Below are 21,871 nucleotides of genomic sequence, written 5' to 3'. Positions count from 1 at the left end.
ACACCTGTGCCATTCAACACCCCACCCCCCGCCAGCCGCGCGAACCCGGCGAGCGACAAGGCCGGCCGCCCCCGCCCACACACCCGGCAGCACGGCACGAGCCCCCGCCACCCCGGCCGCCCCCACCCGGCCTCGGTCAGCGAGGCCGCTCCGGCCCCGCACGCACACGCCCCCACCGTCATGACCCGCACCCGCTGCCGGGCATAGCGGAACCCACGCTCGAACCGGATATAGGCCCCGAGGACGGAGACCTCCAGCAGCACGGCCGTCCGATGCTCGGCGGTGCTCAGCAGCGCCTCCGCCACCGCCCGGTCATGCACACAGTGGAACCCGCAGTCGCAGCGACGATGCGGTGCGCGGTGCCGCAGCCCGTACACACAGGACGCTTCCGCCACCACCCCGTACGGCAGCGTCCCGCCCAGTGACACGCCGGTGAACCCGGCCCGGGTGCCGTCCTGGGACAGCACCGGGTGGGCGATCTTGTATCCGGTCGGCGGCTCCGCCGGACGCTCCGCCGGAAGCCGCCACCTCATCGTGCGACCGGAGCCTCTTCCAGGGCAGCCTGGGCAGCCTCCTCGGCCTCCTGGAAGTCGGGCCGGAGATCCGGAAGTTCCATCTCCTCGTCCCGGCTCTGCGGGAGCTCCTCCGCGACCCCGGTGGCCAGTGCCTTGCCGAGCTTCATGACGCCTCCATGAAATGCCGTCGCCGACCGTCCTGGCCATGGTGACCCGAAAGGCCCGCTGTGGACATAGGGCACCCCACCACGGAAACCCGGAAGCACCCCGGAGGCAACCCGAAGACAAAAGCCACCACGAACGGAACCACGAGCGGAAGCCGACCCCACACAACCCAGAAGCATCACTTACGAATACAGGAAAGGAAAATTAACTAGAGCTACACGGTCACGCCGCCGAGACTACTCGGCATGACGCCCCCCTTCGGCCGCACCCTCTGCGCCATGATCACCCCGTTCACCCGCTCCGGCGCACTGGACCTCGACGGCGCGCAGCACCTGGCCGCCCACCTGGTCGCACAGGGCTGCGACGGCTTCGTCCTGTCCGGCACGACGGGCGAGTCACCGACCACCACGGACGCCGAGAAGTCGGCCCTGATCGCGGCCGTCCGCGAGGCCGTCGCCGACCGCGCGTCGATCGTCGCGGGCGTCGGCACCGCCGACACCCGGCACACCGTGGACCTCGCCAGGGAGGCCGAGAAGGCGGGCGCGGACGGCCTGCTGGTGGTGGCCCCGTACTACAGCAGGCCCCCGCAGGAGGCGATCGAGGCCCACTTCCGCGAGATCGCGGACGCGACCGGACTCCCGCTGATGCTCTACGACATCCCGGTCCGCACCGGCGTCCGCATCGAAGCCGAGACGATCCTCCGCCTCTCCGAACACCCCGCGGTCGTCGCGGTCAAGGACTGCTCCCACGACTTCCTCGCCGCCCAGAAGGTGCTGGACCGCACGGAACTGGCGTACTACGCGGGCTGCGACGAACACAACCTCGCCTTGTACGCGGTGGGCGGGGCGGGGTACGTCAGCACGGTCGCGAACGTGATCCCGAAGCACCTGCGGGAGGTCCTGGACGCCTTCGACGCGGGCGACGCGCCCCGGGCGACCCGCCTCCAGCAGCGGGCCACACCCCTCATCGAGGCGATCATGTCGGCGGGCCTGCCGGGCACGGTCACGACGAAGGCGCTCCTGAACACCCTGGCCCTCCCCGCCGGACCGGTCCGCGCCCCCCTGCGACCCGCCGACCCGGGAACGACCGACGAACTGCGCTCCCACTACGAGAACCTGCCGACCTGATCAAGACATCCTGACTCAGTTCCATGCGTACCCGTCCCCGAACAGCAGCGTGTGCTCCAGCACGTCCTCCGCCGGGTCGTCGATCTGGCCGACGTGGACGTTGAACAGGCCGAACCGGTGACCGTTGTGCGAGTTCGTGCTGGTCTCGTCGGCGTGCGCGACCCCCGCCGGAAGCCAGCACACCGCCAGCACCGCGACCACCCCGGCCAGACGGCGCACCACGGCCCGCCCCCGCTCGTTCTTCATGTCCCGTTCCTCGTTTCGTCGGTTCGGCGTCTGATCGGACACTGCGTCCACCCCGTTCATCTGCCGGCACCACCACGAGGTCACGCCGCATAACTCGTACGTGCGACCGTTGCCTCGCCGGAAACAGGAAGCGCCCTTCCCGGACCCTCTTCGGGCCGTGGAAGGGCGCTCTGGTGACCGCAGGAGGCACTCAGCCGCCGGCGATCAGTTGTGACTGTGCAGGATCTCGTTCAGACCGCCCCACACCGCGTTGTTCGGCCGGGCCTCGACCGCGCCGGTGACCGAGTTGCGGCGGAAGAGGATGTTGGACGCGCCGGACAGCTCGCGGGCCTTGACGATCTGGCCGTCGGGCATGGTGACGCGGGTGCCGGCGGTGACGTAGAGGCCGGCCTCGACGACGCACTCGTCGCCGAGGGCGATGCCGACGCCCGCCTCGGCGCCGATCAGGCAGCGCTCGCCGATGGAGATGATCACGTTGCCGCCGCCGGACAGGGTGCCCATCGTCGAGGCGCCGCCGCCGATGTCCGAGCCGTCACCGATCACGACGCCCGCGGAGATGCGGCCCTCGACCATCGACGTGCCGAGCGTGCCGGCGTTGAAGTTGACGAAGCCCTCGTGCATCACGGTGGTGCCCTCGGCGAGGTGCGCACCGAGGCGGACCCGGTCGGCGTCGGCGATCCGGACGCCCTTCGGGGCCACGTAGTCCGTCATGCGCGGGAACTTGTCGACGGAGGTCACCTGGAGGTGCAGGCCCTCGGCGCGCGCGTTCAGCCGCACCTTCTCGATGTCGTCGACGGCGACCGGGCCGAGCGAGGTCCAGGCGACGTTCGCGAGGTGGCCGAAGATGCCGTCGAGGCTCTGGCCGTGCGGCTTCACCAGGCGGTGCGAGAGCAGGTGCAGACGCAGGTAGACGTCGTGCGCGTCGACCGGCTTCTCGTCGAGCGAGGCGATGACCGTGCGGACCGCGACCACCTCGACGCCCCGGCGGGTGTCCGGGCCGACCGCCGCGGTCGCACCGCCGCCGAGCAGCTCCGCGGCCTGCTCGGCGGAGAGCCGCTCGGTGCCGGACGGGCCGGGCTCGGCCGCCAGTTCGGGCGCGGGGAACCAGGTGTCGAGGACGGTGCCGTCGGCGGCGATCGTGGCGAGGCCGGCGGCCACGGCGCCGGTGGTGCGAGGAGCAGTCGTGTCGGTCATGAGGGCAACCTAACCGGCGGACGCCGGTCGATGCGAACCGGTGCGGGGGCGTCTCACGGGACGGGCGGTATCCGTCCGGGCAAGGCGCCCCTCAGCAGCGCGGACGCCTCGCCACCGCCCTCCCGCCGGCCTCACTCCCGGGCCCCGGCGACGACCCGCCCCAGCACCTCCCGCGCGTAGGACTCGTCGTACGGCACGCCGGTCAGCAACACCTGGAGACAGATGCCGTCCACGACCGCCACCAGCGCCCGCGCGGTCAGCGGGTCCGTGCGCCGGGACAGCAGGTCGGCGAGCTGCTCGGCCCACTCGTCGGCGACGGGCCGCAGGGCGGGCCGGCGCAGGGCGGCGAGGTAGAGCTCGTACTCCAGCTCGACCCCCGTACGGTCGCCCGCGAGCCACTCCCCCATCCACCCGGCGAGTTCGGCCGCCAGGTCGGCCCGGGGGTCCTCCAGGCCGCCGCGCGAGGCGATCACCTTGGCGAAGCCTTCGTTGGCCTGCCGCAGCGCGGCGACCAGCAGCTCGTCGAGGGTCTTGAAGTGGTACGTCGTCGAGCCGAGCGGCACATCGGCCTCGGCGGCGGCACTGCGGTGGCTCAGCCCGGCGATCCCCTTGGCCCCGACGACCCGGATCGCCGCGTCGATGATCCGCTGCCGCCGCTCGGGGTCGTGACGCCGGGGCATCAGTGGGCACCTCCCAGGTTCAGCACCACGACCCCGACGATGATCAGCGCGATACCGGCGGCCTTGGCGGTGGTCATCCCCTCCCCCATGAAGACCATCCCGATCGTCGCGATGGCGGCGGTACCGACACCGGCCCAGATCGCGTAGGCCGTGCCGACGGGGACGGTCTTCAGCGTCTGGGCGAGCAGCGCGAAGGAGACGACGTATCCGAGGAACGTGAGCATCGAGGGCCCGAGCCTGCTGAAGCCCTCGCTGTACTTCATGGCGGTGGTCGCGCCGACTTCGGCGGCGATGGCCGCGGACAGCAGCAAGTAACCCATGTGTACGAGCGTACACAACATATGTACACCCGTACACAACAAAAGTCTGGAAACCGCTCTCTCCAAACTCCTGCCGGAGATCCACGGGCTCCACTACGGTGTCACCGATCACACACCGGGCCACCACAACTGCGCCGCCGTCAAGGGTGCCCGTCGGAGGAAATCAGCGCATGTCAGAAGAGAAGTCCCGGCCGTCGCAGGACCGTCCGTGGGAGAGCGGCTGGGCCCCGGACACCAGCCGGGCACCGGGAACCCGACGGCTCTGGCTGGCGGGGGCCCTCGCGGTGGCCACGGTCACCGCGTGCGTGACGGCGATCACGGTGATGGACAGCCGGTCGGGCGAGCCGGCGCCCTCGGCGGCGCAGCCGTCGACACTCAGCAGCTCGGCCCCGGGCGGTCTGATCTCGTTCGCGACGCCCTCCGAGAAGGGCACGGACCGGCCGGGCAAGGAGCACGGCCGCCCGTCGCCGACGCCCACGACGAGCGCATCGCCCAGTCCTGACGCCAAGCCCGAGCCCGCTGAGAAGAAGAAGCCCACCTCGCCGGCGCCCGACCGGACGTCGAAGCCGCCGAAGCCCCCGGCCCCGCACGGGACGTCCATACGCTCGGTCAACTACCCCGACCGCTACTGGCAGATCAGCGGCGGCTACGTCACCCTCGCCGCGCCCGGCTCGGCCTCGGACCGCAGCGACGCCACCTTCGAGCGGGTGGCGGGCCTGGCCGACTCCTCCTGCTACTCCTTCGCCACGGCCGACGGCGGCTACCTCCGCCACCGCAGCTTCGTCCTGCGCGCCGAGCGCAACGACGGCTCCTCCCTGTTCGGCAAGGACGCCACGTTCTGCCCCCGCCCGGCGTCCCACTCCGGCGCGGTCATGCTGGAGTCGGTGAACTACCCGGGCCGGTTCCTGCGCCACCGCAACTTCCAGCTCCGCCTGGAGCCGTACCAGCACGACGGCCTGTACCGCGCGGACTCGGCGTTCCGGCTGGTGGCCGGGCTCGACTGAGCATCCGGACTGATCCGCACACGGACAAGGGGCGGCACCCGGGAGGGTGCCGCCCCTTTCGTCCGTCAGTGATCTCAGACGTTGAAGCCGAGAGCCCGAAGCTGCTCCCGCCCGTCGTCCGTGATCTTGTCGGGGCCCCACGGGGGCATCCAGACCCAGTTGATGCGCAGTTCGCTGACGAGGCCGTCCGTGGCGGACTTGGCCTGGTCCTCGATGACGTCCGTCAGCGGGCAGGCCGCCGACGTCAGGGTCATGTCGAGGGTGGCGATGTTCGCCTCGTCGATGTGGATGCCGTAGATCAGGCCGAGGTTGACGACGTCGATGCCCAGCTCGGGGTCGACGACGTCGTACAGCGCCTCGCGGACCTCTTCCTCCGAGGCCGGCTTCATCTCAACGGTCTCGCTCATGCCGTCGTCTCCTTCTCGGCGTCGGCTCCGCCCAGTACCTGGGCCGTCGCGTCCTTCCAGGCCATCCAGCTCAGCAGGGCACACTTGACCCGAGCCGGGTACTTGGACACCCCGGCGAACGCGACCGCGTCCTCCAGGATCTCCTCCATCGCGTCGTCGGGCTCCAGCTTCCCCTTCGACTGCATCAGCTCCAGGAAGGTCTCCTGGATCTTCCGCGCGTCGGAGAGGTCCTTGCCGACGAGCAGGTCGTTCAGGACGGACGCGCTCGCCTGGCTGATCGAGCAGCCCTGGCCCTCGTACGAGACGTCCTCGATCGTCGTGCCGTCGTACTTCACGCGCAACGTGATCTCGTCACCGCACGTCGGGTTGACGTGGTGCACCTCGGCGTCGCCATCCCGCAAGCCCCGCCCGTGCGGGTGCTTGTAGTGGTCCAGGATGACTTCCTGGTACATCGAATCCAGCTTCACGGTTTCCGCACGCCTCTCAGCCGAAGAAGTTCCGTACGTGCTCCAGGCCGTCGACCAGCGCGTCGATCTCGGCCGGCGTGGAGTACAGATAGAACGACGCTCGCGTGGTCGCAGGAATTCCGTAGCGCAGGCAGACCGGCCGCGCGCAGTGGTGGCCGACCCGGACCGCGATGCCCTGCTCGTCGAGGACCTGGCCCACGTCGTGCGGGTGGATGTCCCCGAGGGTGAAGGAGATCGCCGCGCCGCGCTCCTCGGCCGTGGTGGGGCCGATGATGCGCAGGTCGGGGACCTCCAGCAGCCGCTTGACCGCGTACTCGGTGAGCGCGTGCTCGTGGGCGAGGATCTTGTCCATGCCGATCGAGTTGAGGTAGTCGATCGCCGCGCCGAGTCCGACCGCCTGGGCGATCGGCGGCGTGCCCGCCTCGAACTTGTGGGGCGCCGGGGCGTACGTCGAGGAGTGCATCGACACCGTCTCGATCATCTCGCCGCCGCCCAGGAACGGAGGCAGGTCCTCCAGCAGCTCCTGGCGGCCCCACAGGACGCCGATGCCGGTCGGGCCGCACATCTTGTGACCGGTGAAGGCCACGAAGTCGGCCTGGAGGGCCTGCACGTCCAGCGGCATGTGCGGCGCGGCCTGGGAGGCGTCGACGCAGACCAGCGCACCGACCTCCTGGGCGCGGCGCACGATCGCCTCGACCGGGTTCTGGGTGCCGAGGATGTTCGAGACCAGTACGAAGGAGACGATCTTCGTCTTCTCGGTGATGATCTGATCGATGTTCGACAGGTCGAGGCGGCCGTCGTCGGTGAGGCCGAACCACTTCAGCTTCGCGCCCGTGCGCTGCGCGAGCAGCTGCCACGGCACGATGTTGGAGTGGTGCTCCATCTCCGTGATGACGATCTCGGTCTCGGAGTCCACGCGGTAGGGCTCGTCGGCCCAGCCCAGCATGTTGGCCACGAGGTTGAGCGACTCCGAGGCGTTCTTGGTGAAGATCACCTCGTCACGGCTGGGCGCGTTGATGAAGTCCGCGACCTTGTCGCGCGCGCCCTCGTACAGCGCCGTGGCCTCCTCGGCGAGCACATGCACACCGCGGTGGACGTTGGCGTTGTAGCGCTCGTAGTACTCGCTCAGGGCGTCCAGCACCTGGCGCGGCTTCTGGCTGGTCGCCGCGTTGTCCAGGTACACGAGCTTCTGACCGTCGTGGACCTGGCGGTCCAGGATGGGGAAGTCCTTGCGGATCGCCTCGGTGTCGAGGAGGCCCGGCAGCTGTGTCACGCGGATGCGCCACCCTTCGTGTATGCCTCGTAACCCTCGTTCTCCAGCTTGTCGGCGAGCTCGGCGCCGCCGGACTCGACGATGCGGCCGCCGGAGAAGACGTGCACGTGGTCGGGCTTGATGTAGCGGAGGATGCGCGTGTAGTGGGTGATCAGCAGGGTGCCGACCTCGCCCGTCTCGCGGACGCGGTTGACGCCCTCCGACACGACGCGCAGGGCGTCGACGTCCAGACCGGAGTCGGTCTCGTCGAGGATGGCGACCTTCGGCTTGAGCAGCTCCAGCTGGAGGATCTCGTGGCGCTTCTTCTCACCGCCGGAGAAGCCCTCGTTGACGTTGCGCTCGGCGAAGGCCGGGTCCATGTTGAGGCGCTCCATGGCCTCCTTGACCTCCTTCACCCAGGTGCGCAGCTTGGGGGCCTCGCCGCGGACCGCGGTGGCGGAGGTGCGCAGGAAGTTCGACACCGAGACACCCGGGACCTCGACCGGGTACTGCATGGCGAGGAACAGGCCGGCGCGGGCGCGCTCGTCGACGGACATCTCCAGGACGTCCTCGCCGTCGAGGGTGACGGTGCCGCCGGTGATCGTGTACTTCGGGTGACCCGCGAGGGAGTAGGCGAGGGTCGACTTGCCGGAGCCGTTGGGGCCCATGATGGCGTGCGTCTCGCCCTGCTTCACGGTGAGGTCGACGCCCTTGAGGATCTCCTTCGTGGCGTTGTCGGCCTCGACGGTGACGTGCAGGTCTCGGATTTCAAGCGTTGCCATGGGTGCCTCAGGACTCCTGGGTGAGGGAGACGAGCACGTCGTCCCCTTCGATCTTTACGGGGTATACGGGGACGGGGCGCGTCGCCGGAAGGGCGTCGGGCTTGCCGGAACGGAGGTCGAAGCGCGAGCCGTGCAGCCAGCACTCGATGTGGCAGTCGTCGACCTCGCCCTCCGCCAGGGAGACGTTCGCGTGCGAGCAGATGTCGTGGATCGCGAACACCTCGCCCTCGGTCTGCACGATGGACATCGGCGTGCCGTCGAGTTCCACCCGCTTCGGGGTGTCCTCCTCCAGCTCACTCAGTCCACAGACGCGTACGAATGCGGTCATCCGACCGACGCCTCCAGCTCCTCCTCGATCTTGGCGATCAGACGCTCCTCGATGTCGGGGAGGCCGATCTGCTGGACCAGCTCGGCGAAGAAGCCGCGGACCACCAGTCGGCGGGCCTCGTACTCCGGGATGCCGCGGGCCATGAGGTAGAAGAGCTGCTCGTCGTCGAAACGGCCGGTCGCCGAGGCGTGGCCGGCGCCGACGATCTCGCCGGTCTCGATCTCGAGGTTCGGTACGGAGTCCACGCGCGCGCCGTCCGTGAGGACCAGGTTGCGGTTCATCTCGTACGTGTCGGTGCCCTCGGCCGCGGCCTCGATGAGCACGTCACCGATCCACACCGCGTGCGCGTCGTCGCCCTGGAGCGCGCCCTTGTAGACGACGTTCGACTTGCAGTGCGGGACGTTGTGGTCGACCAGGAGGCGGTGCTCCTGGTGCTGGCCCTGGTCGGTGAAGTACAGGCCGAACAGTTCGGCCTCGCCGCCGGGGCCGGCGTAGCTGACGCGCGGGTGCAGCCGGACGACGTCGCCGCCGAAGGTGACGACGACCGACTTGAAGGAGGCGTCGCGGCCGATGAGCGCGTTGTGCTGGGCGACGTGGACGGCCTTGTCGTCCCAGTCCTGGACGGAGACGACGGTCAGCTTGGCGCCGTCGCCCAGCAGGTAGTCGACGTTGGCGGCGAGCACCGCGTCACCGGTGTGGTCGATGACCACGACGGCCTCGGCGAAGGCGCCCAGCTCGATCACCTGGTGGCCGAAGGCGGTCCCGCCCTCGCCGTGCACCGCGATGCGGATCGGCTCGGTGAGGACGGTCTCCTTGGGGACGGTCACGACCCCGGCCTTCTCGAACGCCGAGTAGGCCTGGGCGGCGACGCGGTCCACCGGGGTGCCGGCCTTGCCGATCCGCGCGTCGTCGCGGCCGACGGTCTCGACGGTGACGCCCTCGGGAGCCTGGACGTCGACCTTCACGCCGTCGCCGTTCGCCACCGCGGTGCCGTCGTGCAGGCCGCGCAGGCGCTCCAGCGGGGTGAACCGCCACTCCTCCTCACGTCCGTGCGGGACGGGGAAGTCCGTCACGTCGAAGGAGGGGGGCGCGCTCATGCGGGTGGCGACGGTCGACTCGGCCGCCACCGCGATCGAGCCGGTGGTGGTGGAGCCCACCGGGATGTTCTGGGCCTCAGCCATGGCTGTCGTAGTGCTCGCTTTCCGTTACGTGTAGGGCTTGATGGGACTGCGGACCGGATTAACCGACCGCGCCTTCCATCTGCAGCTCGATCAGCCGGTTGAGCTCCAGGGCGTACTCCATGGGGAGTTCCTTGGCGATGGGCTCGACGAAGCCGCGCACGATCATCGCCATGGCCTCGTCCTCGCTCAGACCGCGGCTCATCAGGTAGAAGAGCTGGTCCTCGGAGACCTTGGAGACGGTCGCCTCGTGGCCCATGGACACGTCGTCCTCGCGGACGTCCACGTAGGGGTAGGTGTCCGAGCGGGAGATCGTGTCGACGAGCAGCGCGTCACAGAGCACGTTCGACTTCGAGCCCGGGGCGCCCTCGCCGATCTCGATGAGACCGCGGTAGGAGGTGCGGCCACCGCCTCGCGCCACCGACTTGGAGACGATGTTCGAGGACGTGTTGGGGGCCATGTGGACCATCTTGGCGCCCGCGTCCTGGTGCTGGCCCTCGCCGGCGAAGGCGATGGACAGGGTCTCGCCCTTGGCGTGCTCGCCCATCAGGTAGACGGCCGGGTACTTCATCGTCACCTTGGAGCCGATGTTGCCGTCGACCCACTCCATGGTCGCGCCCTCGTAGGCCACGGCGCGCTTGGTGACCAGGTTGTAGACGTTGTTCGACCAGTTCTGGATGGTCGTGTAGCGGCAGCGGGCGTTCTTCTTGACGATGATCTCGACGACCGCGGAGTGCAGCGAGTCCGACTTGTAGATCGGGGCGGTGCAGCCCTCGACGTAGTGCACGTAGGCACCCTCGTCGACGATGATCAGGGTCCGCTCGAACTGGCCCATGTTCTCCGTGTTGATGCGGAAGTAGGCCTGGAGCGGGATCTCGACGTGGACGCCCGGCGGCACGTAGATGAAGGAGCCGCCCGACCACACGGCGGAGTTCAGCGACGCGAACTTGTTGTCACCGACGGGGATGACGGTCCCGAAGTACTCCTTGAAGAGCTCCGGGTGCTCCTTCAGCGCCGTGTCGGTGTCGAGGAAGATGACGCCCTGCTCCTCCAGGTCCTCGCGGATCTGGTGGTAGACGACCTCCGACTCGTACTGGGCGGCGACACCGGCGACGAGGCGCTGCTTCTCCGCCTCGGGGATGCCGAGCTTGTCGTACGTGGCCTTGATGTCCTCGGGCAGGTCCTCCCAGGACGCCGCCTGCTTCTCCGTGGAGCGCACGAAGTACTTGATGTTGTCGAAGTCGATCCCCGACAGGTCCGAGCCCCAGTTCGGCATGGGCTTCTTCTCGAACAGGCGCAGACCCTTGAGACGGAGCTTGGTCATCCACTCCGGCTCGCTCTTCTTGGCGGAGATGTCGCGGACGACGTCCTCGTTGATGCCGCGCTTGGCGGAGGCGCCGGCCGTGTCGGAGTCGGCCCAGCCGTACTCGTACTTGCCCAGGCCCTCGAGCTCAGGGTGGGCAGTCTCCGTGGGGAGAGTCATGCGGGGTTCCTCCCGGCCGTGCTTGCAGATGCGTTGTGGGAAATCTTGGGGATGAACGTCGTGCAGACGCCGTCGCCGTGCGCGATGGTGGCGAGTCGCTGTACATGCGTACCGAGCAGCTCGGCGAAAAATTCCGTCTCCGCCTCGCACAGCTGGGGGAACTGCTCGGCGACATGGGCGACCGGGCAGTGGTGCTGGCAGAGCTGCTCACCCTTCTGCGGGTGGGGCGCGCTGCGCGCCGTAGCAGCGTACCCGTCCGCGCTCAGGGCCTTGGCCAGCGCTTCGGTCCGCTCTTCGGGCGTGGCGGCCTCGACCGCCTTGCGGTACGCACCGGCCTGCGCGGCGATCCTGGCGCGGGCGAAGGCGGCGATCGCCTCGTTGCCGCCCTCGCGGTCGGCGATCCAGCGCAGGGCGTCCGCGGCGAGCTTGTCGTACGACTGGTCGAAGGCATCCCGGCCGTAGTCCGTCAGGGCGAACGCCTTGGCCGGGCGGCCGCGGGTACGCGCGCCGTAGACCCGCTGCTCGCGCGCCTCGACGACACCGTCGCCCGCGAGGGCGTCGAGGTGCCGGCGTACGGCCGCCTGGGTGAGCCCCAGGCGCTCGGCGAGCTCGGCGACGGTCGACGGGCCGTGGTCCAGGATGGACCGCGCGACGCGGTTGCGGGTGGACCGCTCCCCGGTCGCGAGCTCCTCCTGCGGGGCCCCCGTGGGGGTCTCCCGAGCCTCGCCGACGTTTTTCACAACGCCATTGTTGCGTAATTCTTCGGGGACGGGCAAGCCACGTCCGCCCGACCCGACGGTGCCCTGCGTCACTTAGGTATACCTAATCTGACCTGCGCGAATGATCTCTGATCGATCAAACGGGTGGCATGCCGAGGCCGCTTCGGGGAGACTCCCGAACCATGTCCACACCCCCTCCGACCGGCCCACTTGTCACTCGGGACACGCTGCGCGCACAACTGTGCGAGCTGGGCGTACGGCCCGGTGAGACCCTCCTGGTGCACTCCTCGCTCAGCTCGCTCGGCTGGGTCAACGGTGGCGCCGTCGCGGTGGTGCGAGGACTGCTCGACGCGGTCGGCCCGGACGGCACGCTGGTGGTCCCGACGCAGACCGGCGACCTGTCGGACCCGGCGCTGTGGAGCAATCCGCCCGTGCCCCCGCAGTGGTGGTCGGCGATCCGCACCACGATGCCCGCGTACGACCCGCGCATCACGCCCGCCCGCGGGGTCGGCGTCGTCCCGGAGACCGTGCGCACCTGGCCCGGCGCGCTGCGCAGCGCGCACCCCCAGACCTCGTTCGCGGCGCTCGGCCGGCGCGCGGCGGAGGTGGTCGAGGGGCACGCGCCCGACTGCCGGCTCGGGGAGCGCAGCCCGCTCGCGAAACTGGAGGCGATGGGCGCCCGGGTGCTGCTGCTCGGCGCCGGCTACGCCTCCTGCACCAGCTTCCACCTCGCCGAGTACCGGATACCGTCCCCGCGCGTGGCCGTCGGCAGGCCTGGCCCCGAAGGCTGGGAAACCGTGGTCGAGGTGTCCATCAGTTCCGACCGATTCGACGAGCTGGGCTACGACTTCGAACGGGACCGTCCCGTCGTCCGCGGCAAGGTGGGGGCCGCCGAGGCACGCCTGTTCCCGGTGACGGACGCCGTGGCCTACGCCGAACGGTGGCTGGCGGTCCACCGCTCCCGCGAGGAGGAGTTCCCGCACCCGCCGGTCTGAGCCCCGTCCCACCTACCTAGACTCTGGACCCATGCGAAGTGAGCCCGTGGTCCAGGTCCAGGCCCTGGTGAAGCGGTACGGCACGAAGACCGCGGTGGACGGGCTCGACCTGGTGGCCCGGGAGGGCGTGACCGCCGTGCTCGGCCCCAACGGGGCGGGCAAGACGACCACGGTCGAGACCTGCGAGGGGTACCGGAAGCCGGACTCCGGCACGGTGCGCGTCCTGGGCCTCGACCCGGTCAGACAGTCCCGGGAGCTGCGGCCCCGCGTCGGCGTGATGCTCCAGTCCGGCGGGGTCTACTCGGGCTCCCGGGCCGACGAGATGCTCCGTCACGTCGCCAAGCTGCACGCGCACCCGCTGGACGTGGACGCGCTCATCGAACGCCTCGGGCTCGGCTCCTGCGGCCGTACGACGTACCGGCGGCTGTCGGGCGGGCAGCAGCAGCGGCTCGCCCTCGCGATGGCCGTGGTGGGACGCCCCGAGCTGGTGTTCCTGGACGAGCCGACCGCCGGGCTCGACCCGCAGGCCCGCCGTGCCACCTGGGACCTGGTCCGGGACCTGCGCGCCGACGGTGTCTCGGTGATCCTCACCACGCACTACATGGACGAGGCCGAGCAGCTCGCCGACGACGTGGCGATCATCGACGCCGGCCGGGTCATCGCCCAGGGGTCGCCGGAGGAGCTGTGCCGCGGCGGCGCCGAGAACACGCTCCGCTTCTCCGGCCGCCCCGGACTGGACGTCGGCTCCCTGCTCAAGGCGCTGCCCGCCGACTCCTCGGCCGCCGAGCTGACCCCGGGTTCGTACCGGGTGGTCGGCAAGGTCAACCCCCAGCTGCTCGCGACGGTCACCTCCTGGTGCGCCCAGCACGGGGTGATGCCGGAGAAGATCTCGGTGGAGCGGCACACCCTCGAAGACGTCTTCCTGGAGCTCACGGGTAAGGAGCTGCGTTCGTGACCGCCACCGGCCTCTACGCGCCGAAGCCGGGGGCCGCGCCCCTCGCCCGCATGATCGCGGCCCAGGCCGCGCTCGAGACGAAGATGCTGCTGCGCAACGGCGAGCAGCTGCTGCTGACCGTCGTCATCCCGACCCTGCTCCTGGTGCTCTTCAGCACCGTGGACATCGTCGACACGGGTGCGGGCGAGGCGGTCGACTTCCTCGCGCCCGGCGTCCTCGCGCTCGCGGTGATGTCGACCGCGTTCACCGGGCAGGCGATCGCGACCGGCTTCGAGCGCCGCTACGGCGTCCTGAAACGGCTCGCCTCCTCGCCCCTGCCCCGCTGGGGCCTGATGACGGCGAAGACACTGTCCGTCCTGGTCACCGAGGTGCTCCAGGTAGTGCTGCTGACGGTCATCGCCTTCGCGCTCGGCTGGTCGCCGCACGGCAACCCGTTCGCCGTCCTGCTGCTCCTGGTCCTCGGCACGGCGGCCTTCTCGGGGCTCGGTCTGCTGATGGCCGGGACCCTGAAGGCGGAGGCGACGCTCGCCGCCGCCAACCTGGTGTTCCTGCTGCTGCTCGTGGGCGGCGGGGTCATCGTCCCGCTCGACCGGTTCCCCTCCGGCGCGCAGGACGTGCTCGGCCTGCTGCCCATCTCCGCGCTGTCCGACGGTCTGCGGGACGTGCTCCGGCACGGCGCCGGGATGCCCTGGGGCGACCTGGGGATCCTCGGTGTCTGGGCGGTCGTGGGACTGGCCGCGGCCGGACGGTTCTTCCGCTGGGAGTGAGCCCATGACCGACCCTCGTGAAAGCGTGCACAAGCGGCGCCCTACGATGGGACGCGTGCCAAAAGTGACCCGCGCCGACGCCAGGGCGGCCCTGCGCAACCCGCTCGCCTTCATCGCCGACCGCTGGACCCCGGAACCCCGGACGGTCCGGCGCGCGGCCCTGTCCGCCGTCGTGATGTCGGTGCTCATCGTGATCACCGGCGGTGCCGTACGGCTGACCGGCTCGGGCCTCGGCTGCCCGACCTGGCCCAAGTGCACCACCGACTCGCTCACCGCCACCAGCGAGATGGGCTTCCACGGCGCCATCGAGTTCGGCAACCGCATGCTGACGTACGTGCTGTGCGCCGCCGTCGGCTGGGCGATCATCGCCGCGCGCTCGCAGAAGCCGTACCGGCGCGGCCTGGTCCGGCTGGGGTGGGCGCAGTTCTGGATCGTGATGAGCAACGCGGTGCTCGGCGGCATCGTGGTGCTGGTCGGCCTCAATCCGTACACGGTCGCCGCCCACTTCGTGGCGACCTCGGCGCTGATCGCGGTGGCGACGGTGATGTGGCAGCGCGTCCCTGAGGGCGACGCCCCGCCGCGCCCGCTGGTCGGCAAGGCCGTGCAGCAGCTGGTCTGGTTCCTGGTCGCGGCCGCCGTCCTGCTCATCCTGGTCGGCACGGTGGTCACCGGGGCGGGTCCGCACGCCGGTGACTCCAGCGAGGTCGAGCGGATGCCGGTCGACTGGGAGACGGTGAGCAAGCTGCACGCCGTGCTGGCGTGGATCGTGGTGACGCTGACGTTCGCCCTGTGGTTCGTCCTCAAGGCGGTCGACGCGCCGCGCGGCCCGCTCAACCGCACCCGTGAGCTGTTCCTGGTCCTGCTCGCGCAGGGCGTCATCGGCTACGTCCAGTACTTCACGGACCTGCCCGAGGTCCTGGTCGGCCTGCACATGCTGGGCTCGGCCGTGATGTGGATCTGGGTGCTGCGGGTGGTGCTGTCGCTGCGCGAACGGCCGCAGGTCGTGGCCGACCTGCCCGGCCCCGCCACCGAGGCGACCCTGACCAAGGCCTAGGGCCTTTCGAGCCCGTACACCCGGCGCGCGTTCCCCGACGCCAGCATCCCGGCGACCCGCTGCGCGTCGGAGAGCGACCAGGCGCCCTCGGCGACCCAGGTGCCGAGCACCCGGCCGAGGGCCTCGCGGAACAGGCGTGCGGCCACCACGTGCAGTTCGGGCAGCCCCTGGGCGCCGCTGGAGAAGAGGATCTTGCCGAAGGGGGCCAGTTCCAGGATCTCCGCGAGGACGGTCGCGGCCCGGGCGCCGGTGCGGACCAGGGCGGCGCCGCAGTCGGCGTAGACGTGCGGGAAGACGCCGGCGAGGTGGGCGGCGTGCCGGTGGTACGGGTAGCCGTGCAGCAGGACGAGGTCGGTGCCGAGACCGGCCGTGGCCCGCACGAAGTCCGTCAGCAGCACCGGATCCGTACGGTCGATCCGCAGCCCCGGCGCACCGAGCCCCGCGTGCAGCTGGAGTGGCCGGCCCGAGGCGACGGCGCTCCACAGCAGGTGCCGCAGCAGCACGGGATCGCTCAGCTCCCCGCCGACACCGCGCCCCGCGAGCCAGCGGCCGGCGGCCCCCCGCACCTCCCCCGGCCCGGGCGGTTCCGGCGCGAGGGCGAGGCCGTGCCGTACGCCCGCGACGGAGGTGAAGGCGACGGCGTTCGCGGCGGCGGCGTGCACGGACTCGGCGAGGTTGGCGAGGAAGGACTCGACGGTCCCCGAGGTGTCGGCCACCTGCTCGGCGAGCAGCTCCAGCCGCACGATCTCGTGGGCCTCGGCGGCTCCGGCGGAGGCCAGCTCGCCGGGTTCCGTCAGATCGCCGGGCAGCCCCGTGTCGACCAGGTACGTCGTGATGCCGCTGCCGCGCAGGAGCCGGCGGGCGGAGTCCAGGACGCCCAGTTCCCGGCGGCGGGCGAGGTAGCGGGCGGGTGTGCAGTGCGGTTCGAGGCCGAGCAGGGGTGGGCACCAGCGCCGCACGGCGAAGCCGGTCTGGGTGTCGAAGAGGGTGGTGCCGGGGGCGGGTGGGCCCTCCGTGCGGGAGAGGTGGGCCTCGAAGGTGCCGAGGCCCAGCTCTGTGCGGAGTACTCCGTGGCAGTACTGGTCCACTAGGGACGGCGTTTCGATCATCCGGGCTCCCCGGTGTGGACCCTGTTGTTCTAAGGGTCCTAACGGGTGAACCGGGTTGAGGTCGCGGTCCCGGTGGGGGGTGCGGGTGAATCGGCGGCCGCGGGCGGAGTGTGGCTTGTCGCGCGGTTCCCCGCGCCCCCACAAAAGCGAGCTGCTCAGCCGTTGGACGGGCCGCCCACCTGGATACCGGCCATGCGCGACCACTCGTAGGGGCCCGTTTTCACCTTTGCCGCGAAGTCGCCGTCGAAGGACTCGTGGGCCGTGATGCCCGACTTCTCCACGGCCTTCTCTGCGATCTCGTAAGAGGGGGCCACCAGGTCGCCCCAGCCGCCGTCCTCGCCGACCAGGACGATGCGGGCGCCGCGTTCGCCGAGGTAGGCGACCTGGCCCTCGGCGCCGCCGTGGGCCTTGGAGAAGGAGGTGATCTGCTTGGCGAGCCGGGCGACCTTGCGCTCGGCCTTCGGGTCAACCTGCTGCGTGTCTGCCATGACCAGGATGCTACTCACGGGTAGATCGACTGGCGAGGGCAGGGCCCTGTGATGTACGTCAGCGCAGGAACGGGTCCACCGCTACCGCGACGAACAGGATCGACACGTAGGTGATCGACCAGTGGAACAGCCGCATCTCCTTCAGCTTCGCGCCCGTGATCTCCGCCTTGGCGCGGTTCTGCAGGCCGTGCGCCTCCCAGAGCCAGAAGCCGCCGGCCAGCAGCGCGACCGCCGTGTAGAACCAGCCCGTGTAGCCGAGCGGGGTCAGCAGGAGGGAGACGGCGACCATGACCCAGCTGTAGATCACGATCTGCTTGGCGACCACCTTGTTGGAGGCGACCACCGGCAGCATGGGCACGCCCACGCGCGCGTAGTCCTCCTTGACCTTCATGGACAGCGGCCAGTAGTGCGGCGGCGTCCAGAAGAACATGACGAGGAACAGGATGACCGGCGCCCACGACATGGAGTTCGTGACCGAGGACCAGCCGATCAGCACGGGCAGACAGCCGGCGATACCACCCCACACGATGTTCTGCGAGGTACGGCGCTTGAGGATCATCGTGTAGACGACGACGTAGAAGAGGAGCGCGCCGAGGGAGAGCCAGGCCGAGAGCCAGTTGACCGTGAGGCCGAAGAGCAAGGTGGAGACGACCGCCAGGGTGATGCCGAAGGCGAGGCACTCGCGCGGGCTGACCATGCCGGTGACCAGCGGGCGCTGCGAGGTGCGGTCCATCAGCGCGTCGATGTCGCGGTCGATGTACATGTTGAGCGCGTTGGCGCCGCCCGCCGACAGGTAACCGCCCACGCAGGTCAGCAGCACCAGCGTCAGGTCCGGCACGCCCTGCTCGGCCAGGAACATCACCGGCACCGTCGTGATCAGCAGCAGCTCGATGATCCGCGGCTTGGTGAGAGCCACGAAAGCCATGACACGGGCCCCGAGCGGCCGGTGGGCCGGGCTCTGGTCCGTCTCGGTCTCCCCCATAGCCTTAAGGGCATGGGCGGTGCCCCCACCCGCTGGACGGGATTCAACGGCCGTCACGCACACCCCTACAGAGACATCCCAGCGAGCCTCACCCGTGTGAAGTCCCGGTAAAGGCTCGCGCGTACCACGCCACTTTAGACGTTGCCCAGACTCGGACATTCGCGGGGGTCGGGTCGTGTTGGCGGGGGACTTCCGAAGGGCGCGTGGAAGCTCGATTGAGCACCCGGATGAGCGGCTCCGTATTCACCTGTCGAAAGCGATACGGCCCAGTCAGGAGGCGGATCGGGAAGAGCCCCGGCACTCTTGAGTGACTCGAAAGAACGCACGTCTCACAGGGGTAGGCTCGACTGCGGCCGGTGGGCGCCCCGATACACCGGCATCCGACATGTGGAGAGGAGCCCTGACCCAGGGTGAGCACCAAGCCGACCACCACAGACCTCGAGTGGACCGAGTTGGACCAGCGGTCCGTCGACACCGCGCGTGTCCTGGCCGCCGATGCCGTACAGAAGGTCGGTAACGGCCATCCGGGTACGGCGATGAGCCTGGCGCCTGCCGCCTACACCCTCTTCCAGAAGGTGATGCGGCACGACCCGGCGGACGCCGACTGGGTCGGGCGGGACCGCTTCGTGCTGTCCGCCGGCCACTCGTCCCTGACCCTCTACACCCAGCTGTACCTGGCCGGCTTCGGCCTGGAGCTGGACGACCTGAAGTCCTTCCGCACCTGGGGTTCGAAGACCCCCGGCCACCCCGAGTACGGGCACACGACCGGTGTGGAGACCACGACCGGCCCGCTCGGGCAGGGTGTGGCGAACGCGGTGGGCATGGCGATGGCCGCCCGCTACGAGCGTGGTCTGTTCGACCCGGAGGCCGCCGAGGGCGAGTCGCCGTTCGACCACTTCATCTACTGCATCGCCGGTGACGGCTGCCTCCAGGAGGGCATCTCCTCCGAGGCCTCGTCGCTCGCGGGCCACCAGAAGCTCGGCAACCTGATCCTGCTGTGGGACGACAACCACATCTCGATCGAGGGCGACACCGAGACGGCCGTCTCCGAGGACACCGCTCTGCGGTACGAGGCCTACGGCTGGCACGTGCAGCGCGTGGAGCCGAAGGCCGACGGCGACCTGGACCCGGCCGCGATCTTCGAGGCGATCCAGAAGGCCAAGGCCGTCACGGACAAGCCGTCGTTCATCGCGATGCGCTCGATCATCGCCTGGCCGGCCCCGAACGCGCAGAACACCGAGGCCGCGCACGGCTCGGCGCTGGGCGACGACGAGGTCGCCGCCACCAAGCGGGTCCTGGGCTTCGACCCGGAGCAGAGCTTCGAGGTGGCCGACGAGGTCATCACGCACACCCGCAAGGCGCTGGAGCGGGGCCAGGCGGCCCGTGCGGTGTGGGAGAAGGCGTACCAGCAGTGGCGGGACAACAACCCCGAGCGCGCCGCGGAGTACGACCGGATCGCCAAGGGTGAGCTGCCCAAGGGCTGGGAGGAGAAGATCCCGGTCTTCGAGGTCGGCAAGGGCGTGGCCACGCGTGCCGCCTCCGGCAAGGTCCTCCAGGCGCTCGGCGGGATCATCCCCGAGCTGTGGGGCGGCTCGGCCGACCTGGCGGGCTCCAACAACACCACGATCGACAAGACCAGCTCCTTCCTCCCGGCGGACAACCCGCTGCCGGAGGCGAACCCGTACGGCCGCACGATCCACTTCGGTATCCGCGAGCACGCGATGGCCGCCGAGATGAACGGCATCGCGCTGCACGGCAACACCCGGATCTACGGCGGCACGTTCCTGGTCTTCTCCGACTACATGCGCAACGCGGTGCGGCTGTCGGCGCTGATGCACCTGCCGGTGACGTACGTGTGGACGCACGACTCCATCGGCCTCGGCGAGGACGGCCCGACCCACCAGCCGATCGAGCACCTGGCGTCGCTGCGGGCGATCCCGGGCCTGAACATCGTGCGCCCGGCGGACGCCAACGAGACCGCCATCGCCTGGCGGGAGATTCTCCGGCGCTGGACGAAGGAGTTCGGCAAGGGCCAGCCGCACGGTCTGGCGCTGACGCGTCAGGGTGTGCCGACGTACGAGCCCAACGAGGACGCGGCCAAGGGTGGTTACGTCCTGTTCGAGGCCGACGGCGGTGAGCCGGAGGTCGTCCTGATCGCCACCGGCTCGGAGGTGCACGTCGCCGTCGAGGCGCGCGAGCAGCTCCAGGGCGCCGGCGTGCCCACCCGCGTGGTCTCGATGCCGTCGGTGGAGTGGTTCGAGCAGCAGGACCAGGGGTACCGGGACAGCGTCCTGCCGCCGTCCGTCCGGGCCCGTGTCGCGGTGGAGGCCGGTGTCGGTCTCACGTGGCACAAGTACGTGGGGGACGCCGGCCGCATCGTTTCCCTGGAGCACTTCGGTGCTTCGGCCGACGGCAAGGTCCTCTTCCGCGAGTTCGGCTTCACTCCCGAGAACGTGGCCGCCGCCGCGCGGGAATCGATCGCCGCGGCTCAGCGCTGACGCTCATATACGACACGTAGGAGATGGAATTTCCATGACAGACGCACTCAAGCGCCTCTCCGAGGAAGGCGTGGCGATCTGGCTGGACGACCTGTCGCGCAAGCGGATCACGTCCGGCAACCTCGCCGAGCTGATCGACCAGCAGCACGTCGTGGGCGTCACCACCAACCCGTCGATCTTCCAGAAGGCGATCTCGCAGGGCGACGGCTACGACACGCAGCTGACCGACCTCGCCGCCCGCAAGGTCACCGTCGAAGAGGCCATCCGCATGATCACGACGGCGGACGTCCGTGACGCCGCCGACATCCTGCGCCCGGTCTTCGACGCCACCGGTGGCCAGGACGGCCGGGTCTCGATCGAGGTCGACCCGCGCCTGGCGCACAACACGCGGGCCACGGTCGCCGAAGCCAAGCAGCTCGCCTGGCTGGTGGACCGGCCCAACACGCTCATCAAGATCCCGGCGACCGAGGCGGGCATCCCGGCCATCGCCGAGACCATCGGGCTGGGCATCAGCGTCAACGTCACGCTGATCTTCTCCCTGGAGCGCTACCGCCTGGTCATGGACGCGTTCCTGACCGGCCTGGAGAAGGCCAAGGAGCGCGGCCTGGACCTGTCGCAGATCCACTCCGTGGCGTCGTTCTTCGTGTCCCGCGTGGACACCGAGATCGACAAGCGGCTCGACGCGCTGGGCACCGACGAGGCCAAGGCCGCGCGCGGCAAGGCCGGTGTCGCCAACGCCCGTCTGGCCTACCAGGCGTACGAGGAGGTCTTCTCCTCGGACCGCTGGAGCGCCCTGGAGAAGGCGGGCGCCAACAAGCAGCGTCCGCTGTGGGCGTCCACCGGCGTGAAGGACAAGGCGTACAAGCCCACCCTGTACGTCGACGAACTGGTCGCGCCCAACACGGTGAACACCATGCCGGAGGCGACCCTGTTCGCCACGGAGGAGCAGGGCGAGATCCGCGGCAACACCATCGCCGGCACCTACGAGCAGGCCCGCGCCGACCTCGACGCGGTCGAGAAGCTCGGGATCAAGTACGACGACGTGGTCCGGCTGCTGGAGGAGGAGGGCGTCCAGAAGTTCGAGGACTCCTGGACCGACCTGCTGAAGTCGACCGAGGCCGAGCTTCAGCGCCTCGCCCCCTCGGAGGGCTGAACA

The 21,871-nt window shown here is 70.0% G+C and carries 25 protein-coding genes; 8 read left to right on the top strand and 17 right to left on the bottom strand.

The genetic code is table 11. The annotated features are described in order from the left end of the window. Together ABEA82_RS33585 and ABEA82_RS33580 are read right to left on the bottom strand one after the other, a co-directional pair. A partial coding sequence (locus ABEA82_RS33585; RefSeq protein ID WP_345665509.1) for a hypothetical protein occupies positions 1-533 on the bottom strand: 533 nt, incomplete at its 3' end. Beyond that, positions 530-682 carry a hypothetical protein gene (locus tag ABEA82_RS33580; RefSeq protein WP_345665508.1) on the bottom strand — a complete coding sequence of 51 codons (153 nt, stop codon included), beginning with the start codon at positions 680-682 and terminating at the stop codon, positions 530-532. The genes ABEA82_RS33580 and ABEA82_RS33585, both read right to left, overlap by 4 nt. A 243-nt stretch (positions 683-925) precedes the next feature. On the opposite strand from ABEA82_RS33580, the gene dapA reads away from it, so the two are divergent. After that, on the top strand, positions 926-1,807 hold the full coding sequence (gene dapA, locus ABEA82_RS33575) for a 4-hydroxy-tetrahydrodipicolinate synthase (RefSeq protein WP_345665507.1): 882 nt from the start codon (positions 926-928) through the stop codon (positions 1,805-1,807). A gap of 15 nt (positions 1,808-1,822) precedes the next feature. Here the strand turns inward: dapA and ABEA82_RS33570 are convergent, their stop codons facing one another. The 4 genes from ABEA82_RS33570 to ABEA82_RS33555 form a co-directional block, all read right to left on the bottom strand. Beyond that, the gene (locus ABEA82_RS33570; protein WP_345665506.1) at positions 1,823-2,053 is read right to left on the bottom strand and encodes a hypothetical protein; all 231 of its coding nucleotides are present in this window, start codon (positions 2,051-2,053) and stop codon (positions 1,823-1,825) included. Between the two features lie 204 nt (positions 2,054-2,257). After that, positions 2,258-3,247, bottom strand: coding sequence for a 2,3,4,5-tetrahydropyridine-2,6-dicarboxylate N-succinyltransferase (dapD, locus tag ABEA82_RS33565; RefSeq protein WP_345665505.1), 990 nt, complete (start codon positions 3,245-3,247; stop codon positions 2,258-2,260). 131 nt (positions 3,248-3,378) lie between these two features. After that, entirely contained in the window at positions 3,379-3,927 is a 549-nt protein-coding gene (locus ABEA82_RS33560; protein ID WP_345665504.1) for a TetR/AcrR family transcriptional regulator, read from the bottom strand. Continuing rightward, complete coding sequence (locus ABEA82_RS33555) at positions 3,927-4,247, bottom strand: DMT family transporter (protein WP_345665503.1); 321 nt, start codon at positions 4,245-4,247, stop codon at positions 3,927-3,929. The genes ABEA82_RS33560 and ABEA82_RS33555 overlap by 1 nt, the downstream gene beginning before the upstream one ends. A 170-nt stretch (positions 4,248-4,417) precedes the next feature. Between ABEA82_RS33555 and ABEA82_RS33550 the strand changes: the two genes are divergently transcribed. Then, positions 4,418-5,251, top strand: a complete 834-nt coding sequence (locus ABEA82_RS33550) for an AbfB domain-containing protein (protein WP_345665502.1) — start codon at positions 4,418-4,420, stop codon at positions 5,249-5,251. A gap of 74 nt (positions 5,252-5,325) precedes the next feature. On the opposite strand, the gene ABEA82_RS33545 is transcribed toward ABEA82_RS33550, so the two are convergent. From ABEA82_RS33545 to ABEA82_RS33510, 8 genes are read right to left on the bottom strand one after another with little or no spacing between them, the layout of a single operon-like run. Next, positions 5,326-5,658, bottom strand: coding sequence for a metal-sulfur cluster assembly factor (locus ABEA82_RS33545; protein WP_053670670.1), 333 nt, complete (start codon positions 5,656-5,658; stop codon positions 5,326-5,328). Then, entirely contained in the window at positions 5,655-6,125 is a 471-nt protein-coding gene (sufU, locus tag ABEA82_RS33540; protein ID WP_345665501.1) for a Fe-S cluster assembly sulfur transfer protein SufU, read from the bottom strand. The genes ABEA82_RS33545 and sufU overlap by 4 nt, the downstream gene beginning before the upstream one ends. A 16-nt stretch (positions 6,126-6,141) precedes the next feature. Next, positions 6,142-7,398, bottom strand: a complete 1,257-nt coding sequence (locus ABEA82_RS33535; protein WP_345665500.1) for a cysteine desulfurase — start codon at positions 7,396-7,398, stop codon at positions 6,142-6,144. Beyond that, positions 7,395-8,159 carry a Fe-S cluster assembly ATPase SufC gene (sufC, locus tag ABEA82_RS33530; protein WP_345665499.1) on the bottom strand — a complete coding sequence of 255 codons (765 nt, stop codon included), beginning with the start codon at positions 8,157-8,159 and terminating at the stop codon, positions 7,395-7,397. Before sufC ends, ABEA82_RS33535 begins: the two co-directional genes overlap by 4 nt. Positions 8,160-8,166: 7 nt before the next feature. After that, positions 8,167-8,487, bottom strand: a complete 321-nt coding sequence (locus ABEA82_RS33525) for a non-heme iron oxygenase ferredoxin subunit (RefSeq protein ID WP_345665498.1) — start codon at positions 8,485-8,487, stop codon at positions 8,167-8,169. Next, the gene (gene sufD / locus ABEA82_RS33520) at positions 8,484-9,668 is read right to left on the bottom strand and encodes a Fe-S cluster assembly protein SufD (protein ID WP_345665497.1); all 1,185 of its coding nucleotides are present in this window, start codon (positions 9,666-9,668) and stop codon (positions 8,484-8,486) included. Before sufD ends, ABEA82_RS33525 begins: the two co-directional genes overlap by 4 nt. 58 nt (positions 9,669-9,726) lie before the next feature. Then, a complete protein-coding gene (gene sufB / locus ABEA82_RS33515; protein WP_345665496.1) occupies positions 9,727-11,148 on the bottom strand; it encodes a Fe-S cluster assembly protein SufB in 1,422 nt (473 codons plus the stop codon). Then, a complete protein-coding gene (locus ABEA82_RS33510; protein ID WP_345665495.1) occupies positions 11,145-11,888 on the bottom strand; it encodes a helix-turn-helix transcriptional regulator in 744 nt (247 codons plus the stop codon). The genes sufB and ABEA82_RS33510 overlap by 4 nt, the downstream gene beginning before the upstream one ends. Before the next feature lie 161 nt (positions 11,889-12,049). Here ABEA82_RS33510 and ABEA82_RS33505 point away from each other — a divergent pair, with 161 nt between their 5' ends. Genes ABEA82_RS33505 through ABEA82_RS33490 form a run of 4 tightly spaced genes read left to right on the top strand, consistent with a single transcriptional unit; the run spans position 12,050 to position 15,638 of the window. Further along, a complete protein-coding gene (locus tag ABEA82_RS33505; RefSeq protein WP_345665494.1) occupies positions 12,050-12,862 on the top strand; it encodes an AAC(3) family N-acetyltransferase in 813 nt (270 codons plus the stop codon). Between the two features lie 31 nt (positions 12,863-12,893). Next, positions 12,894-13,817: an ABC transporter ATP-binding protein gene (locus tag ABEA82_RS33500; RefSeq protein WP_345665493.1), complete on the top strand. Its 924-nt coding sequence runs from the start codon at positions 12,894-12,896 to the stop codon at positions 13,815-13,817. Between the two features lie 50 nt (positions 13,818-13,867). After that, positions 13,868-14,584, top strand: coding sequence for an ABC transporter permease (locus ABEA82_RS33495; protein WP_345665520.1), 717 nt, complete (start codon positions 13,868-13,870; stop codon positions 14,582-14,584). A gap of 46 nt (positions 14,585-14,630) precedes the next feature. Then, positions 14,631-15,638, top strand: coding sequence for a COX15/CtaA family protein (locus ABEA82_RS33490; protein ID WP_345665492.1), 1,008 nt, complete (start codon positions 14,631-14,633; stop codon positions 15,636-15,638). On the opposite strand, the gene ABEA82_RS33485 is transcribed toward ABEA82_RS33490, so the two are convergent. The 3 genes from ABEA82_RS33485 to ABEA82_RS33475 all read right to left on the bottom strand — a co-directional run bounded on the left by ABEA82_RS33485 (position 15,635) and on the right by ABEA82_RS33475 (position 18,280). Continuing rightward, positions 15,635-16,747, bottom strand: a complete 1,113-nt coding sequence (locus ABEA82_RS33485; protein ID WP_345665491.1) for an amidohydrolase family protein — start codon at positions 16,745-16,747, stop codon at positions 15,635-15,637. The genes ABEA82_RS33490 and ABEA82_RS33485 overlap by 4 nt on opposite strands. Before the next feature lie 155 nt (positions 16,748-16,902). Then, entirely contained in the window at positions 16,903-17,235 is a 333-nt protein-coding gene (locus ABEA82_RS33480; RefSeq protein ID WP_345665490.1) for a hypothetical protein, read from the bottom strand. A 58-nt stretch (positions 17,236-17,293) separates the two neighbouring features. Next, positions 17,294-18,280: a heme o synthase gene (locus ABEA82_RS33475; RefSeq protein WP_345665489.1), complete on the bottom strand. Its 987-nt coding sequence runs from the start codon at positions 18,278-18,280 to the stop codon at positions 17,294-17,296. Positions 18,281-18,627: 347 nt separating this feature from the next. On the opposite strand from ABEA82_RS33475, the gene tkt reads away from it, so the two are divergent. Further along, complete coding sequence (tkt, locus tag ABEA82_RS33470) at positions 18,628-20,715, top strand: transketolase (RefSeq protein ID WP_345665488.1); 2,088 nt, start codon at positions 18,628-18,630, stop codon at positions 20,713-20,715. A 34-nt stretch (positions 20,716-20,749) separates the two neighbouring features. Continuing rightward, positions 20,750-21,868: a transaldolase gene (gene tal, locus ABEA82_RS33465; RefSeq protein WP_345665487.1), complete on the top strand. Its 1,119-nt coding sequence runs from the start codon at positions 20,750-20,752 to the stop codon at positions 21,866-21,868. Positions 21,869-21,871: the final 3 nt, after the last annotated feature.

The sequence above is a fragment of the Streptomyces venetus genome, from assembly GCF_039540295.1.
GTDB lineage: Bacteria > Actinomycetota > Actinomycetes > Streptomycetales > Streptomycetaceae > Streptomyces > Streptomyces venetus.
Note: the sequence above shows the minus strand (reverse complement) of the source record. Positions and strands in the feature narration are given on the sequence as shown.

Coding starts and splice junctions, on each gene's coding strand:
- ABEA82_RS33500 (WP_345665493.1), top strand. CDS start 12,894: ATGCGAAGTGAGCCCGTGGTCCAGGTCCAGGCCCTGGTGAAGCGGTAC.
- ABEA82_RS33485 (WP_345665491.1), bottom strand. CDS start 16,747: ATGATCGAAACGCCGTCCCTAGTGGACCAGTACTGCCACGGAGTACTC.
- ABEA82_RS33580 (WP_345665508.1), bottom strand. CDS start 682: ATGAAGCTCGGCAAGGCACTGGCCACCGGGGTCGCGGAGGAGCTCCCG.
- sufC (WP_345665499.1), bottom strand. CDS start 8,159: ATGGCAACGCTTGAAATCCGAGACCTGCACGTCACCGTCGAGGCCGAC.
- ABEA82_RS33560 (WP_345665504.1), bottom strand. CDS start 3,927: ATGCCCCGGCGTCACGACCCCGAGCGGCGGCAGCGGATCATCGACGCG.
- sufD (WP_345665497.1), bottom strand. CDS start 9,668: ATGGCTGAGGCCCAGAACATCCCGGTGGGCTCCACCACCACCGGCTCG.
- ABEA82_RS33570 (WP_345665506.1), bottom strand. CDS start 2,053: ATGAAGAACGAGCGGGGGCGGGCCGTGGTGCGCCGTCTGGCCGGGGTG.
- ABEA82_RS33480 (WP_345665490.1), bottom strand. CDS start 17,235: ATGGCAGACACGCAGCAGGTTGACCCGAAGGCCGAGCGCAAGGTCGCC.
- ABEA82_RS33505 (WP_345665494.1), top strand. CDS start 12,050: ATGTCCACACCCCCTCCGACCGGCCCACTTGTCACTCGGGACACGCTG.
- ABEA82_RS33550 (WP_345665502.1), top strand. CDS start 4,418: ATGTCAGAAGAGAAGTCCCGGCCGTCGCAGGACCGTCCGTGGGAGAGC.
- ABEA82_RS33495 (WP_345665520.1), top strand. CDS start 13,868: ATGATCGCGGCCCAGGCCGCGCTCGAGACGAAGATGCTGCTGCGCAAC.
- ABEA82_RS33555 (WP_345665503.1), bottom strand. CDS start 4,247: ATGGGTTACTTGCTGCTGTCCGCGGCCATCGCCGCCGAAGTCGGCGCG.
- sufB (WP_345665496.1), bottom strand. CDS start 11,148: ATGACTCTCCCCACGGAGACTGCCCACCCTGAGCTCGAGGGCCTGGGC.
- ABEA82_RS33545 (WP_053670670.1), bottom strand. CDS start 5,658: ATGAGCGAGACCGTTGAGATGAAGCCGGCCTCGGAGGAAGAGGTCCGC.
- dapA (WP_345665507.1), top strand. CDS start 926: ATGACGCCCCCCTTCGGCCGCACCCTCTGCGCCATGATCACCCCGTTC.
- ABEA82_RS33490 (WP_345665492.1), top strand. CDS start 14,631: ATGGGACGCGTGCCAAAAGTGACCCGCGCCGACGCCAGGGCGGCCCTG.
- tal (WP_345665487.1), top strand. CDS start 20,750: ATGACAGACGCACTCAAGCGCCTCTCCGAGGAAGGCGTGGCGATCTGG.
- ABEA82_RS33525 (WP_345665498.1), bottom strand. CDS start 8,487: ATGACCGCATTCGTACGCGTCTGTGGACTGAGTGAGCTGGAGGAGGAC.
- dapD (WP_345665505.1), bottom strand. CDS start 3,247: ATGACCGACACGACTGCTCCTCGCACCACCGGCGCCGTGGCCGCCGGC.